Source organism: Enterococcus devriesei (genome assembly GCF_001885905.1).
Taxonomy (GTDB): domain Bacteria; phylum Bacillota; class Bacilli; order Lactobacillales; family Enterococcaceae; genus Enterococcus_A; species Enterococcus_A devriesei.
The window spans coordinates 276,965-293,013 of the sequence record NZ_JXKM01000003.1; the positions used below are offsets into that span (position 1 = coordinate 276,965).

A 16,049-nucleotide genomic window follows, 5' to 3' on the forward strand; every position below is an offset into this window, starting at 1 on the left:
CAATTCGTCATAGGTCCTTTTTCATGCTTAGATGGTCATCTCCGGATATAAAAAGCGCAGTACATCCAAGGTTAGCCGTCGACTCTTGCCGGCATAAGGGTAAATATGCATATGCATCATCGGATTGAAGTTGGCTTCAATAATGCCATAATCTGCTTTTGTTTCATAAGGCTTATGGATGTCTGGAATAATCAAATCGATCCCACTGATTGCGGCTCCTAGAGAGGCTACCGCGTCGATCGCTAATTGCTTATAGCTTTCGTGGGTCTCGTCAGTCACGTCGATCGAGTCGCCTCCTGTCGATACATTGGAATTTTCTCGCAAGAAAACTTGCTGGCCTTTTTCAGGGACACTATCGATTTGCAAGCCTTGGCCTTTCAGCATCAATTTCTCGATCTCACCTAATTGGATTTTTTCCAATGGCGAGCGATGATTATTTCCTCGCAACGGATCGGCATTTTTTTCAGCAACTAAGGATTCGATCGTCCGTTGGCCATCCCCAATGACATTAGCGGGAATCCGCAATAAAACGGCTTGGACCTTTTGATCAATCACAAAGAAGCGATATTCCGTTCCCGGCATAAATTCTTCAATGATCACTTCGCTGTCCTCACCAAAAGCCAGTGTCAAACCCGCATTAAAATCATTGATTGAGGTCGTGCCTTTAAAAATCGTGATCCCTAAGCCGAAATTAGTTGATTTTGGTTTGATCACGAAAGCCTTCTGAGCAAAGCGTGGATAGGCCTTTTTGGCCGTCTCGATTGAGCCAAAGGTCTCCCCTTCAGGTACGCGGAAGCCAGCTCGGGCAAGGACCGTCTTTGTAACTGTTTTATTCGCCATTAACAATGGCGCGATGTAGGTATCTTTACTGGTCATGTTGCCGTTTTTGACTAATTCTTGGTGGGCACCATGTTGCAACTTGACGAATTGATCTTGACGATCCAATACCTCCGTCTCGATCCCTTTTTGAATCGCGTCGAACAATAAGTTTTGAGTAGACAGTTCCATTTCTTGGAAACCGGCTAGTTGATACGGATGAGCGTGAGCTTGATCATAAAATTTACGACCCAATTTCGTCGCCACTACTGCTTGTCCCTCTGCTTCATCCAACGCTAAAATCTTAGCAGCCAACGTTTCTTCCGGATGTTCTAACCAAGCCTGATACGATTTCACTAACTCTTTTCCGGCTAGATCCAACTCATCGATCATTTCTAGCATTTCAGCAAAAATCTCTTGGCCTTCTGCCAGATAAGCAGTCGGTTCTGCTGGATGTTCTAAGGAAACAGCATCGCTAATTCGATTGCCTTCTGCTACCCACTCATCGGCGGATAATTTTTCTTCTGTCCAAAGTAAGTACAGCATGAATAAATGAATGAATTCGATCTCGTCGGCATCGATCCCCACACGATCAAAAGGATTCAAGTCGATGTTTCGCAGTTCGACATAACGAATACCGGTATGGAATAGATCGGCGACTTTTTTCCCGCCACGCATTCGAATCGGCGCGTAAAATTCTTTTTCCTCCGACAAACGTCCTTGGGCGACATTTTCTGCTAGATCCTCACTATAGCGCGTCAAGGATTCATAAGAAACCTGCACATCCGGCTTATTGACATAGCCGTAGTGACTTGTCCGAATACTGCGGACCGGTTCTTTAGGACGATCTTCCTCATCAAAGTAACGCTCCTCACTCAATGGGCTAGCCCCAAATAAATACGTCAGCAGCCAACGATAACGTAAAAAATTCCGTGCGATCTTCATATATAAACGAGTTTTGAATGTTTCTAACGATGTTTCTTCTGCTTGAGCCAAAAATAATTGATGGACTAAATCCAAGCCATACTCAAAATTGAAATGAATCCCGCTGACCATTTGCTTCCGCTTGCCGTATTCACGAGCTAAGTAACGACGATACAATACATCCGCATGACGTTCGAGCTTAGCGATTTGAATATCTTCTTCTTTTTCGGGTAAAGCTGGTGGCATCGAGAATGGCCACATCATTTCATCCTCATTCATACTGCGCTGGGCCACATCATGAACAGCTTCTAAATAAGCCAACACTTCATCAACCGATTCCGTCACTGGAGTGATCAATTCTAACTGAGTCTCCGCAAAATCTGTTTGGATATAAGGATGAAAACTGCGATCCCCAACATTTTGCGGGTGGTCGGTATGTACTAAATCGCCAGCCAAAGTAACTCGCTGACTTTCTTTTTCAATCCCATAACGTGCTTGCAGCAAGAAAGGTTGTACCTTCTCTTGTGCCATCATTTTTTTTATATTCATTTGTCTAAAGCCCTCCCACGCTACATTATATAGAAAAAAATACGGAAACAGAACGGAAATGCTTAGAAAAAAAATTCGCTTTATTTATGAAAATATGATTAAATAAAGATAACAAAAAGATTAATTAAATTATCTAGAAAATAGGCGCTTTCTTATTATTTAATGGAAGAGGAGGTCATAAGAATGAAAAAAATTGAAAAAGTTGTGGAAGCTGTTCCCGCAACGGAAAGCTCACCAAAAGAATTTATCATGCTGCAGCCTCACCGTCACCAACAATTTCACTGTGAGGACGTCCATCGTAAAATAAACGTCAACGATCGCCACACTGCTGTCAGTTTACATGTCCCTCCCGGCTTCAAGAAAAAATAAATAAAAACTGTTGAGCCTTCGTAGCGCCTTTTCCAAAGATTCGAACCTTTGGAGGCGGTAGAATGCTCAACAGTTTTTTTATTCTGCTTTCAATAAGCCTTTGAATAGACCTTCTGCGAAATCATTGGGATTAAAGGCTTCTAGATCATTGATTCCTTCGCCTAGACCGACTAATTTCACTGGCAAGTGCAATTCATTGCGGATTGCTAAGACGATCCCACCTTTGGCTGTGCCGTCCAACTTAGTCAGCACTAAGCCGGTTACGTCTGTTGTTTCTTTAAACTGACGAGCTTGGACCAAGGCGTTTTGACCGGTAGTGGCATCCACTACCAATAAGACTTCATGAGGAGCCGTAGGAAATTCCCGCTGAATGACCCGTTTGATTTTTTCCAACTCGTTCATCAAATTGACTTTGTTTTGCAAACGACCTGCAGTATCAATCAATAAGATATCGTAGTTTTCATTTTTCGCTTTATCCACTGCATCAAACACAACTGCCGCGGGATCACCGCCAGCATTGCCACGAACGACTTCCACTCCTGAACGTTGGCCCCAAACGACTAACTGGTCGATTGCCCCTGCTCGGAAAGTATCGGCTGCTGCCAATAAGACTTTCTTGCCTTCGTTTTTATATTGATTCGCCAATTTTCCGATACTAGTAGTTTTACCAGTACCATTGACGCCGACAAATAAAATCACACTTAAACCATCAGATTGCAGATTAATTTGATTGTTTTCATTGACACCTTCTGCTTCATAAATGCCCACTAATTTTTCAATAATGACATTTTGAATCTGCGCGGGTTTTTTCGCATTCTTCAATTTCACTTCTTGTCGTAGAGAATCTGTCAATTGGATCGCTGTATCAAAACCGACATCGGCGCCAATCAAGGTCTCTTCCAGCTCTTCAAAAAAGTCTTCGTCTACTCGACGGAAACGGGCAAACAATTCATTCATTCGCTCGCCAAAAGACTTACGGGTTTTTTCCAAACCTTTGTCATATTTCGCTTGGACGGTTTCCTCTTGAATAGGTTCTGCTTGAACTGGTTCTGCTTCAGTCAATTCCGTTTCAATCGACTCTGCTTCAACTGGCTCGGCTGATTCGGTGGGTTCGACTGTTTCAGCAGGAATGATCGTTTCTGTTGGTACTTCCACTTCAGTCTGCTCTGGTTCTGCTTCAGGCCTTTCCATCGGTACTTCGGCGACTTCCTTCGGCGCTTCCTCAGTAACGGGTGATTCCACTGATTCTGATTCCTCTGGCTCCGTTACTTCCGGTGCTGGCATTTCTTGTGCCGGTACATCGATCGTTTCGCTGGCTTCTTCCAGTGCTTCTTCGATGGCTTCCGCACTTTCTTCTGAAATTTCCTCTTTGACAGCCGGCTTTTCTTCAGTTGTTTCAATCGAACTAGAGTCTGGCACCTCATCAGAAGTAGGGCTGGCTTGATCGTCTAGCTCATCCGTTTTCTTTTCAGGTTCTTCTGTCGTTTCTCCGGTAAAAGCTTTCTTTATACGGTCGAATAATCCCATCTAAAACCCTCCTTCATCAAATACAAATTTTTGGATTGCTTGTGCAACACCATCGGCTTGGTTCGTACCAGTCACAAAGTTAGCAGCTGATTTGACCCCGTCGGTCGCATTTTCCATCGCCACGCCAACACCTGCATAGGTGATCATTGAAAGGTCATTGGCTTCGTCGCCTAAGGCCATCATTTCATTGGCCGCGATTCCTAAACGTTCACCTAAAACAGAAAGACCAAATGCTTTCGTCACACCCTTAGGCATAAATTCTAATAAATTAGGGCGTGTTTTAAAGATTTCAAACCGTTCGTATTCCTCTGCCGGAATCAAAGCGATCTGCTGATCTAAGTAGTCCACCTCTGTCGCCGCAACAACTTTATTATATAATGCATTTTCCTCTAAGACTTCGACTGTTTTTGTAACATAGGTCAGTGCTTTATTCATCGTTGGATAAAGCGAGGGACGATCAGTTGAAGAAGCTAGTTGGAAGCTCAAGGCATCCGACAACACATCTGTCGGTAAATTCAGTTCCACAAATAATTGATAGATGTGTTTGACATCAGCCAAATCCATCGCGGTCTTGCCTAAAATTTCACCCGTATTGGTTTGAATCAAGCCACCATTGAAGGTGATGGAATAGTCATCCGCATCCAGCAGATTCAATTCTGCTAAATAATCTTTGATAGCGATCAACGGACGGCCCGTACAGATCACGATCTTGACTCCTTGTGCCTTCGCTTGAGCCAAGGCAGCTTTATTCGTATCGGATATTGTTTTTGCATCCGTCAATAGGGTGCCATCTAAATCAATGGCAATTAATTTTATCATGATCGAAGTTCTCCTTCCTTAACTGGAAATTTTCCATCGTCTTTGACTTCTTCCAGCCGTACCGAAATAATTTTCGAAACGCCCGATTCTTGCATCGTGACGCCGTACAATACATCCGCCGCTTCCATCGTGCCTTTTCGATGGGTCACCACGATAAATTGTGTGTCATCTTGAAAGGCGCTTAGATAGCGACCAAAGCGGGCCACATTGGCTTCATCCAACGCTGCCTCCACTTCATCCAACACACAGAAAGGAACGGGACGGACTTGGATGATTGAAAATAGTAACGCAATCGCCGTTAAGGCTCGTTCACCTCCAGAAAGTAATGACAAGCTTTGCAGCTTTTTACCCGGCGGTTGGGCTTCGATCTCAATCCCGGTATTTAACAAATCTTCAGGATTCGTCAAAACTAACTCCGCACGGCCGCCGCCAAACATATTCGGGAAGACAACTTTGAATTTCTCACGAATCGCTTGGAACGTCTCATAAAAACGACTTTTGACCTCGTCATCCATTTCATCCATCGTTTCAAATAATTGTTCCTTCGCTGACAGCAAATCATCTCGCTGCGTCGTTAGAAAATCGTAGCGTTCTTCGACTTGCTTGTATTGCTCGATGGCATTCAAGTTCACCGGCCCTAATTTTTCAATCGCTTGTTTTAAGCGAGCCACTTCTTGCTGAGCAGCTTGTTGATCAATTCCCTCATCGGCTTGGGCCTCAGCTCCTTCAAAGGTCAAGCTGTATTCCTCTTGCAAGTAAGCCAGCGCATTGTCCAGTTTCAACTCATAGCGGTTTTTCTGGACGTCGGCTTGTGATTGACGTGCCAACAAATTCTTCTGTTCCCGATTGGCTGCAGTTAACGCACCGTCGGCTTGGTCCACTTTTTGTTGTAAGATTTGACGCGCTTGCTTCCAGTCAACTAATTCTTCTTGTAACTGCTGGCGAGCAGCGCTTAGTTCAACTAAACGTTGATTCAAGCTTTCTTCCGTCTCTTCATGATCCGAAGAATCGCTAGATAGGGCCAATAATTGATTCTCCAAACTATGGATCTGACTATCCAGCTCCTGCAGCTGACTTTCAAGATTCAAAGTTTGACGCTCTAAATACATCAAACGTTCTTCCAACACGGCATAGTCCGCTTGTAAGCGACTCAGCTCAAGGGCGATTTGCTGGCGTTTTTCTTCCAGCTGATCACTTTCTTGATTCAACTGCTGAATTTCCAGGTTGACGTCTGCCTGCTGCTGTTGCAATGCCGTTTGCTGCATTTCTAAGTCAGCTTTTTGTTTTTGATAATCCGTCAAAAAGCTTTCCAGTTCTTTGGCTTCATAAGAAAACAGCGCTTGTTCCTTCTCCAGTCGCGCTAGTTCCGACTCAACTCGTTTTTCACCGCTTTGCGCTTCTTGATACGCTAAGCGGGTCTGCTCCCCTTGTGTCCGAATTGTTTCTAGCTCTTCATTTTGTTCGGTCACTTTGGTCTGCAGCTGACGAACAAATTGTTCTTTGGCCTGCAGTGCCTGATCAATCTCCGCGGAGCGCTTGGTCCACTCCGCCAATTCATGACTTTGATTAAATAAATTTCCGCGATTGCCTTGCTTCGTAGCACCGCCGGTCATGGAACCACCGGCGTTCATCACATCCCCGTCTAGAGACACGACCCTCACTTGATAACGGACTTGGCGAGCCAATTGGTTGGCGCTGTTCAAATCACGAGCGATCACGATCCCGCCTAGCAAATTCTGCATCACGGGGGCGACGCTTTCCGGAAAAGCAACCAGCTCACTAGCTACCCCTAAAAAGCCATCCGTCTCTTGGATCGCGTGCAAATGATGGAGGGCCAAACTCCGCGGTTTAATCGTCGTTAACGGTAAAAAGGTCCCTCGACCACTACGTTGCTGCTTTAAGAAGGTAATTCCTTGACGAGCATCCTTTTCATTTTCGACAATGATATGCTGCGCCGCTGCCCCTAAGGCTGTCTCGATCGCTAAGGTGTATTCCTCGGGTACTTGGATCAATTCAGCAACGGCGCCGACGATTCCGCTTAGTTGTTCTTTATGTTGTAACACGCTGCGGACACCTTGATAAAAGCCGCTGTAATTTTCTTGGATCTCTTGCAGGCTTTTTTGTCGTGCCCGTGCTTGTTGGACTTGACTCATTAAATCGTACATCAGCTGCTGCTCTTTTTGCAATTGCTGTTGCGTCGCATTTTTTTCTTCGACTAATTGACGATAGGCCCCTTGCTCTGTTTGTAAGCGAGATTCCAGCTCGATAACAGCCTGCTGCGCGTCAGCTTGTTCTGCTGTCAATGTTTGCAGTTGTTCCCGCAATGCTTCAAAACGAGTGACACTTTGCTGATTCTTGGCTGTTTCTTGATTGTATTGTCGTTCCAAATACTTCAGCTCATTGCTGACATTGGCCGATTCCTGCATCAATTCAACGTAATTCCCCCGCAAATCCTCCAACAATTCTTTCGGCGATTTTTGGTATTTGACACTTTCTTCAGTTAATCGTTGGATTTTTTCATCCAACTCGAGTTTTTCAGCTTGCTTGCTGACCAACTGTGCTTTGACGGCTTGTAGCTCTTGTTCGCAGCTGACTTTTTTTTGTCGTTGATCCGTCAACGTCCCTTGGTATTCGGCACTGGTTTTTTGGGTATTCTTAGAACGTTCACTAAGTAATTCCTTTTGGCCCTCCGCTTGTTTTAAAGCTTCTGATAAATGCAGCAACTGCTGTTGTCCATTTTCAATTTGTTCATCGAGGGCGCCGCGTTTTTCCCGCAGTTCGCCTAATTGTCCTTCCGTTGCTTGAATAAAATGACCTTTATCCGCTACGGTCTGCGACAAATCTTCATAATCGACTTTAGCTGCTTCCCAAGACGCCCGAGTTTGTTTGATCTTAGCGACCGTTAAACTGACATCGGTTATCGTCAATTCTTTTTTTAGCGCCAAAAACTCCTTCGCCGCTTCGCTTTGAGCAGCCAAAGGAGTCAGCTGATCTTCTAATTCGTAAATAATATCTTGGACGCGGCTTAAATTGTCCTCCGTCTCAAACAGCTTTTGTTCCGCTTTACGTTTTCGCTGCTTATATTTCAGTACACCAGCCGCTTCTTCAAAAATCCCCCGGCGGTCTTCCGGCTTACTAGCAAAGATCGCTTCGACCTTTCCTTGGGAAATAATCGAAAAGGATTCCTTCCCTAAACCTGAATCCATAAATAAATCCTGGATATCTTTTAAACGGCAAGCTTTTTTATTAATGAAAAAATCGCTCTCGCCCGTTCGGCGATAGCGACGAGTCACACTGACTTCGCTAAATTCCAGCGGCAAATAATGGTCTGTATTGTCTAAAACCACCGTCACTTCCGCGATATTCAGCTGCTTGCGAGACTCTGAACCGGCAAAAATAATATCCGGCATCTTGCCGCCTCGCAAACTTTTGGCAGACTGCTCTCCTAGGACCCAGCGGATTGCTTCGGTGATATTGCTTTTTCCGCTGCCGTTTGGACCGATTACCGCAGTCACACCTTGCTCAAATTCGATCTTCGTACGATCCGCAAAGGATTTGAAGCCCGCAATCTCAATTCGTTTTAAATACAAAATGTTCCTCCTAAAATTCCCTTAGGAAATTCCCACTACTTTTTAGCCAGCTTAATCAAAGCTTTTTCAGCCGCATCTTGCTCCGCCAATTTTTTTGATTTCCCTTGCCCTGAGCCAATCAAGCGATCGTCTGCATAGACATCGATTGAAAAAATCCGTTCGTGAGCGGGGCCTTCTTCATCAGCTAACCGATATTCGATGGTCACGTCGCCACTTTTTTGCAAGACTTCTTGCAGGCGGGTCTTATGATCCATCTCGCGCGTAAAGACACCTGCTTCGATTTTCGGAAAGACGACCGTTTTAATAAAGTTCAACGCTACCTCATAGCCTTGATCTAAATACAAAGCGCCTAAGAAAGATTCGAATAAATCACACAAAAGCGCTGCACGACTTCGGCCACCAGAATTTTCCTCACCCTTGCCTAATAGGATGTACTGATCAAAATGACATTCCTTCGCAAATTTTGATAAGCTTTCTTCCCGCACGATCGCCGAACGCAAGCGAGTCAACCGACCTTCTGGCAAGTTGGGATAATGGTGATACAAATAGTCCGATACTTGAATTTCTAAGACAGCGTCCCCTAAAAATTCTAACCGTTCATTATCTGAAATGTTCATGTTACGGTGTTCATTCACGTATGAAGAGTGGGTAAACGCCTGTTCTAATAAGTTCACATCGTGAAAGACGATGCTATAATTTTCTTTCAATTCATTGACCAACTGTGTATCCATGGGCTCATTCCTTTTTTTGAGATTTCCATCACGCTTTATTATACTGTTTTTTACCGGAATTTTAAATCAGAAGTGATGATAGTAAGAAATTTTCAACCTTTGGCTTTGCTTTCACCGATAAAAAAGTGCTACAGTTAGAAAAACGATCGGAGGACGTTCGCATGCCTAAACTTTCTGATGCCCTATTAGTCATTGATCTGCAAAAAGGGGTATGCTTCAAGGAACTGCCAATCCATCACCTAGATGAGTTGATCTCAAACATCAACCAGCGTATCGTTGACTATCGTCAGGCAAATAAAACGGTGGTCTTTATCCAGCATTGTGACGAAGAACTGATCCCTCACACCGAATCTTGGGAACTCTTGACTGAGCTAGCGATTGCAACCACCGATCCAATCATTCAAAAAAACCACGCCAATGCCTTTTACCATACGAAGTTGCAAGCAACGCTAACTGAAAAAGATTGCCACTCCTTAGAAGTCTGCGGGGCTCAAACCGAATATTGCATCGACACCACCATCAAATTTGCTCACGGCTTAGGCTATCCATTAACGATGAAGAAAAATTTTTCGACTACTTATGATCATTCTTTTCTTTCCGCGGCGGACACCATCGCCTTTTACGAAAAAATTTGGAATAAGCGATTCTTGCAATTACTGTAATAAAAAAGTAGCACCCAGATCGGGCGCTACTTTTTTATCCTTAAATTGTCGTTTTAGCGTCACGCATAAAGAAGATTGCGCCTGCCGCACCAATCAACACGATCACTGCCGCTGTTAGACTTACGCCTACCATTCCGTGGTCGAAAGCTTTGATAACGACTTGTTGGAAGTCATGGGCAAAAGGCACTTTACTTAAACGTTCACTAAAAGCGATCTGATGACCGGAAAATGGTCCGTCGTTAATGATCGCCTTGTGGAGTCCCGCCGCTGCTTGTGCCGGCATTTTGACAGCAGAAAGATGATCCTCAAAATAGGAATTATAACGATTGGCTTCCACCATTCCCAAAATAACCACCCCGAAGGACGTACCGAATTGACGGAAGACGTTCAATAAGCCCGAAGCCATGCCCATTTCATGAGGAGCAACGCCCTCCATCCCAGCGGAATTCAAGACCGGATTCACGATCCCATTAGCGATCCCGACAAAGACTAAGGTCAGCCATAATTGTTTGAAGCCCATATCGACGGATAAATTATTAATCAATAAAATAAAACCGATGCCGCCTAAGATCATACCCACGACAATCATCCATTTCTTAGAGAAACGATTGCCTAAGATCCCTACCACTGGACCTAAAACCAATGACCAGACAGACATCGCTAATTGATGTACGCCGGTATCAAAAGCAGACCAGCCGATATAGTTTTGCATTAAAACCGTCAAATACGTGCTGAAGGCGTAAATCCCTGAGCCTAAAGCGAAAGCTACGATCACTGAACCGACAAAATTGATGTGCTTAAACATCTTCAAATTCATCATCGGTGCTTCTACTTTGCTTTCAATAATAATGAAGGCAATTAATAGAACGACCGCCAAAATCAACCAGCCAGCCACTCGCATATCCGTCCAAGCCCAGCTTGTATTGGTTTCTTTTTGGATCAGGCCATAAATAGCGCTGAATAATGTCGCGGCCGAAAAAAGCATGCCTAGAAAATCAATCTTTTGGTCTCGTCCATAGCTTGGTGTTTCTTTGACGAAGACCGCCGTCATAATCACCGCAATGATCCCAACTGGTAAATTCACATAAAAAATCGAAGGCCAACCAAAGGCATCGACTAACAAGCCACCGACTAACGGACCAGAAGCTGATGATAAACCAATCACCGAACCGAGTATCCCCAAAGCGACGCCTCGTTGCTTGCCGTCAAAATTCGAAGCGACTAATGCCATTGACAACGACATCATGCCGGCTCCGCCGACCGCCTGTACTCCGCGGCCAATATCTAAAATCAATAACGAACTAGCCATTCCGTTAACGACTGAAGCAATCACGAATAAAATCAAGCTCGCGATAAATATTTTCTTACGACCGTACATATCCCCCATTTTTGAAACGATTAATAAGGTGACAGCAAAGACTAAGGTATAGGCATTCAAGACCCACTGTAATGAATTAAAACTTTCATTGAAAGCTTTTTGCATCGTTGGTAGTGCCACATTTACAACGGTGACATCCAACAGCCCCATAAACACTCCTAAAGACATGGCTACTAACGAAAGCCATTTGCGATAATTATTCTCTCTCACTGATTTTTCCTACTTTCTCTTTATCTCCCCAAGGCGTTGATCTACCCAAGCAATTTTCGTTTCCGCCACTTTGATATCCAAATCATAAACCGCCACTAACGTTTGAAATCGCTGAGCATAGTCAGGCAAACGTTCCGCATGATCCAACATATCTTTTTGGGCTGCTTGGTAAATTGCCAAATCCTTTTGCATGAATTCTCGGTACTGCATCAAGATCGTGATTTGATCCGCCACTGGAACACTATCAATGGAACGTAATTTGAAATGCAAGATATCTTCTCGCTTAGCATCTTGAGGTACTGGCTCTCGCATCAAGGCAAAAAAGTGTTCACGACCCTTGTCTGTCAAATGCAGCAGTTTTGATTTGCGCCCATCCTCATGCAGTTGAGAAGTCACCAAGCCTTGCTCCTCTAATTTATCCAAGACTGGATACAAAATGCCATTAGAAATTTTTCGCATTGGCGATAACGCAAGACTCATAATTTTCTGCAGCTTGTACCCCGTCTTATCACCCGTCAATAACGAGCCTAAAATCAAAAGATCATACATTTCGATTACTCCCCCCATCAGTCTTTTCGACCTATAGCTTTTTCATTATAGGTCTTTTCGACACATTGTCAATCCTTTTGTTTCAGAAAGTTTCGGAAAAACAAAAAAAGAGAGACCAGCATTTGTCCCTCCCAAAATTTCTATTTTCTATAGCAAGCATTGCCTTTAAAGGAGAGTTAACTCATCCTAAAGGTGTCCATTTTTCCATAAATCGGAAAATAATTCTATCTTCGAAGGCCTATGATTCCCTTAAAAACAAACAGCAGAACTCGTGAAGCCGGACATGGCTAGACCTACTGTAAAGCGATTTATTCATTTAAAAATTTATACTTCCTTTATAGTCAAAAAAAACGTGAAATCAAAATGATTTCACGTCCGTCTGGCTTAAGCTTGATTAGTTTCCATAATGTAATCAACCGCAGCTCCAACTGTTTCAATTTTTTCAGCATCTTCATCTGAAATCTCAGTTCCAAATTCATCTTCTAATTCTAAGACAAATTCCATGATACTAATTGAATCTGCATTCAAGTCGTCTTTGATACTCAATCCAAGAGTCACTTTATCTTTGTCGATTTCAAAATGATTTGAAATTATTTCAGCAACTTTGCTAAATACTTCTTCACGAGTCAACAACATTCACCTCCACTTGATCAACTATTATGCGTTTATGTTTTACTAGAAGGTCACAGTTCATTTTACTGATGTTTACCCACTTTGTCTACCTTTTTCGGGAAAATAAACTTGGGGCTACTCGCCTTTTTGTGTCTCAAAAAATTGGACCAATTGCCCTACGACATCGGTTTCTAGCATCGTATGGATCTGATCAATCGTATTGGCGACTGCTTCAGGACCTGTTGAACCATGAGTTTTAATCACCGGTGCTTTCAAACCAAAGAGCACTGCGCCGCCATGAGCAGAGTAGTCCAATTTATCTTTTAAGCCGTATAAGGTATCTTTCAACATCAAGGCGCCCATTTTTCCTTTGACACCCGCATCATTGATACTGCCTTTTAACAGGCTCATTAAGCCCATCGCGGTTCCTTCAATCGTTTTTAACACCGCATTGCCGGTAAAACCGTCCGTCACCACGACATCGGCTACCCCATTTAATAGTTCACGCGCTTCAACGTTACCGACAAAATTGATACTTTCTTCGGCTTGCAACAGCTTAAAGGCTTCTTTGGTCAATTCGCTGCCCTTCGTTTCTTCTGTTCCATTGTTCAACAGACCAACTCGTGGTTTTGCGATTCCACGAACGTGTTTCGCATAAAAAGAACCTAAGATCGCGTATTGATGAAGATGCTCTGCTTTATTTTCTGCATTGGCACCTAGATCTAGCATATCGAAGCCTTGGTCGCCGTTTAACACGGGTAAAGTAGACATCAAGCCGGGACGTTCAATCCCTTTGATCCGCCCTACCACAAATAGGCCCGCCGCTAACAACGCACCGGTATTCCCGGCAGAAAAGATCGCATCGGCTTTTCCTTCTTTAACTGCTTGTGCCGCTAAAACCATCGAAGCGGTTTTTTTACGGCGGATCGCCTTAACCGGTTCATCATCACTATTGATTTTTTCATCCGTATGAATGATTGTGATATTTTTTTCGTTTGTCAGATATTCGCGGATCGCGTCTTCTTTTCCATACAATTGGAACTCGATTTCTGGGTGTTTTTTTTGGGCAAGCATCACGCCTTCGACAATGGCTTTTGGCGCAAAGTCGCCGCCCATTGCATCTACAGCAATTTTCATGAAATTGTTCTCCTTCTTCATATCATTGTTAACCTATAATATTTTTTACAGTATAGCACACTAATCAAAGTATGTTTCACCGGTTTCAGTTGGCTTCAGTACCTGAGCTAAGGGAGCAAAGGCTGGCTGCTGCCGCCAATTTTCGATTTGCCAAATTTGATTGGCCTCATCGCGAGCGACTTCTAACACCGTGGCATCGTTGACCAAGTCAGCAATTAGAAATTGCGGCAAACCAGATTGGCGGAAGCCGAACACTTCCCCTGGCCCACGTAATTCTAAGTCTTTTTCACTTAAGACAAAACCATTGTTCGTCTCAGTCATGATTTTCATGCGTTCTTTCCCCATGTCATTTTTTGGACTGGCGACTAGGATACAATACGACGCGTCAGACCCCCGGCCAACCCGGCCCCGCAACTGGTGAAGCTGAGCTAAACCAAAACGATCAGCATCCATAATAAACATCACCGTCGCGTTGGGCACATTGACCCCAACTTCAATCACCGTCGTAGAAACGAGGATTTGACTTTGATTGTCTTTAAATTCTTCCATGATCGTCTCTTTCTCGGTATTTTTCATTTTCCCGTGCAAGAGGCTGACCTGATAATCGGGTGCGTAATATTCGCTCAAGTGTTCATAAATCTCTGTCGCATTTTTGACGTCTAAAGCTTCAGATTCTTCAATCAAAGGGCAGATGACGTAAAGCTGATGACCCAGCTGCAATTCCTGTTTTGCCCAATCCAATGTATGTTCCAATTGCTTCGGCTTGATCCAGCTAGTTTTAACCGGAATCCGTCCAGCCGGCATTTGATCAATAATCGAAACATCCATCTCGCCATAAGCTGTAATCGCCAGTGTCCGGGGGATCGGCGTCGCTGTCATGAAGAGGACATCCGGATGCAAGCCTTTTTCTCGTAAAACCCGCCGCTGGTTGACACCGAAGCGATGCTGTTCATCGGTGATCACTAAGCCCAGCTTGGCAAATTGCACATCGTCTTGGATCAGAGCATGCGTCCCAATCACCACGTCGATCTCACCGTTTTGCAAACCTGCTAAGATCGCTCGTCGTTCTTTGGTTTTCGTCGAGCCAGTTAATAGCGCCGTCGTCATTTCTAACGGATCAAATAATTGATTCAAACTCTCCAAATGCTGCTGAGCCAAAATTTCGGTGGGCACCATTAGTGCACCTTGAAAGCCTGCGGTCATTGTTGCATATAACGCAATCGCCGCAACGACGGTCTTCCCGCTCCCAACGTCCCCTTGCAGTAAACGCTGCATGTGCTTTTTGCTTCGGAGGTCATAGCAAATTTCATTCGTCACCCGCTTTTGGGCATCCGTTAATTCAAAGGGCAGCTTCTGAGTGAATTGTTTCAAACGCTCCACATCGTAACGAATCGCGATCCCATTTTTCTCACTGCGTTCGCTTTGCTTCAAACCTTGCATCCGCATTTGAAACAAGAAAAATTCTTCAAAAACAACCCGCCGCTTGGCCTGCTGGCTTTCTGCTGGGCTCTTAGGAAAGTGCATCGCCCGCATCGCTTGTTTACGGGGCATCAAGCGATATTTTTCAATCAAGTAAGCTGGTAGATTTTCTGTGACTTGCTCGCCAAATTTTTCAAAGGCGACCTTGATCAAATCCACCAGCGTACTTTGGCGGATCGCTTTAGTGACATGATAGATTGGCGCATATTCTTCCGTCTGCTTACCGCCTAAGATTTTCATACCTGTCATTGACTTCCGCTTCGCATCCCATTTACCATAGACGGCTAATTCTTCTCCGACTTCTACTTTATCTTTTAAATAAGGCTGATTAAAAAAGGAGACCATGAAGACCGCGTGATCCTGCATCATGCGAAACTGCAGCCGGCTTTTTTTGTAGCCAAAGCGACTAACGACGGGTGCCGAAACGATCACACCCTTCAGCGTCACCTTTTCTTGATCGTTGATCTCTAATAAATTTTTTTCTTGGATATCTTCATAACGAAAAGGATAATAGCTTAACAAATCCTCGATCGTAAAAATCCCTAACTCGGCTAAGGTTTGGGCTCGCTTTGGACCTACACCCGGCAAGACCGAGACCGCCTCTTGAATCATTGGGCTCACACTCCTTTCTCCTATTAATGAATAAATTTTTCAAAGAGCGAAAAATTTGGTTGATTGTCGAGCTGACATACCATTC

At 44.1% G+C, this 16,049-nt stretch carries 12 protein-coding genes; 2 read left to right on the forward strand and 10 right to left on the reverse strand.

Annotated elements, in window-relative coordinates; translation table 11 throughout:
- Positions 1-27 precede the first annotated feature (27 nt).
- On the reverse strand, positions 28-2,289 hold the full coding sequence (gene gshAB / locus RV00_RS05935; protein WP_071861696.1) for a bifunctional glutamate--cysteine ligase GshA/glutathione synthetase GshB: 2,262 nt from the start codon (positions 2,287-2,289) through the stop codon (positions 28-30).
- A 183-nt stretch (positions 2,290-2,472) separates the two neighbouring features.
- On the opposite strand from gshAB, the gene RV00_RS05940 reads away from it, so the two are divergent.
- Positions 2,473-2,658 carry a hypothetical protein gene (locus RV00_RS05940; protein WP_071861697.1) on the forward strand — a complete coding sequence of 62 codons (186 nt, stop codon included), beginning with the start codon at positions 2,473-2,475 and terminating at the stop codon, positions 2,656-2,658.
- A 78-nt stretch (positions 2,659-2,736) separates the two neighbouring features.
- On the opposite strand, the gene ftsY is transcribed toward RV00_RS05940, so the two are convergent.
- The 4 genes from ftsY to rnc are packed head-to-tail and all read right to left on the reverse strand — an operon-like array spanning position 2,737 to position 9,325.
- On the reverse strand, positions 2,737-4,185 hold the full coding sequence (gene ftsY, locus RV00_RS05945) for a signal recognition particle-docking protein FtsY (RefSeq protein WP_071861698.1): 1,449 nt from the start codon (positions 4,183-4,185) through the stop codon (positions 2,737-2,739).
- Complete coding sequence (locus RV00_RS05950) at positions 4,186-5,004, reverse strand: Cof-type HAD-IIB family hydrolase (protein WP_071861699.1); 819 nt, start codon at positions 5,002-5,004, stop codon at positions 4,186-4,188.
- On the reverse strand, positions 5,001-8,594 hold the full coding sequence (smc, locus tag RV00_RS05955; protein WP_071861700.1) for a chromosome segregation protein SMC: 3,594 nt from the start codon (positions 8,592-8,594) through the stop codon (positions 5,001-5,003). Before smc ends, RV00_RS05950 begins: the two co-directional genes overlap by 4 nt.
- A gap of 35 nt (positions 8,595-8,629) precedes the next feature.
- Positions 8,630-9,325, reverse strand: coding sequence for a ribonuclease III (gene rnc / locus RV00_RS05960; protein ID WP_071861701.1), 696 nt, complete (start codon positions 9,323-9,325; stop codon positions 8,630-8,632).
- A gap of 161 nt (positions 9,326-9,486) precedes the next feature.
- Here rnc and RV00_RS05965 point away from each other — a divergent pair, with 161 nt between their 5' ends.
- Positions 9,487-9,987, forward strand: coding sequence for a cysteine hydrolase family protein (locus RV00_RS05965; protein ID WP_071861702.1), 501 nt, complete (start codon positions 9,487-9,489; stop codon positions 9,985-9,987).
- Between the two features lie 40 nt (positions 9,988-10,027).
- Here the strand turns inward: RV00_RS05965 and RV00_RS05970 are convergent, their stop codons facing one another.
- From RV00_RS05970 to recG, 5 genes are all read right to left on the reverse strand, one after another.
- The gene (locus RV00_RS05970) at positions 10,028-11,533 is read right to left on the reverse strand and encodes an MFS transporter (RefSeq protein ID WP_071861815.1); all 1,506 of its coding nucleotides are present in this window, start codon (positions 11,531-11,533) and stop codon (positions 10,028-10,030) included.
- Between the two features lie 51 nt (positions 11,534-11,584).
- Positions 11,585-12,124 (reverse strand): PadR family transcriptional regulator, encoded by a 540-nt coding sequence (locus RV00_RS05975; RefSeq protein ID WP_071861703.1) that lies wholly within the window; start codon positions 12,122-12,124, stop codon positions 11,585-11,587.
- Positions 12,125-12,508: 384 nt separating this feature from the next.
- Complete coding sequence (gene acpP, locus RV00_RS05980; RefSeq protein ID WP_071861816.1) at positions 12,509-12,754, reverse strand: acyl carrier protein; 246 nt, start codon at positions 12,752-12,754, stop codon at positions 12,509-12,511.
- Between the two features lie 117 nt (positions 12,755-12,871).
- Positions 12,872-13,873: a phosphate acyltransferase PlsX gene (plsX, locus tag RV00_RS05985; RefSeq protein ID WP_071861704.1), complete on the reverse strand. Its 1,002-nt coding sequence runs from the start codon at positions 13,871-13,873 to the stop codon at positions 12,872-12,874.
- A 60-nt stretch (positions 13,874-13,933) separates the two neighbouring features.
- Positions 13,934-15,964 carry an ATP-dependent DNA helicase RecG gene (gene recG / locus RV00_RS05990; protein ID WP_071861705.1) on the reverse strand — a complete coding sequence of 677 codons (2,031 nt, stop codon included), beginning with the start codon at positions 15,962-15,964 and terminating at the stop codon, positions 13,934-13,936.
- Positions 15,965-16,049: the final 85 nt, after the last annotated feature.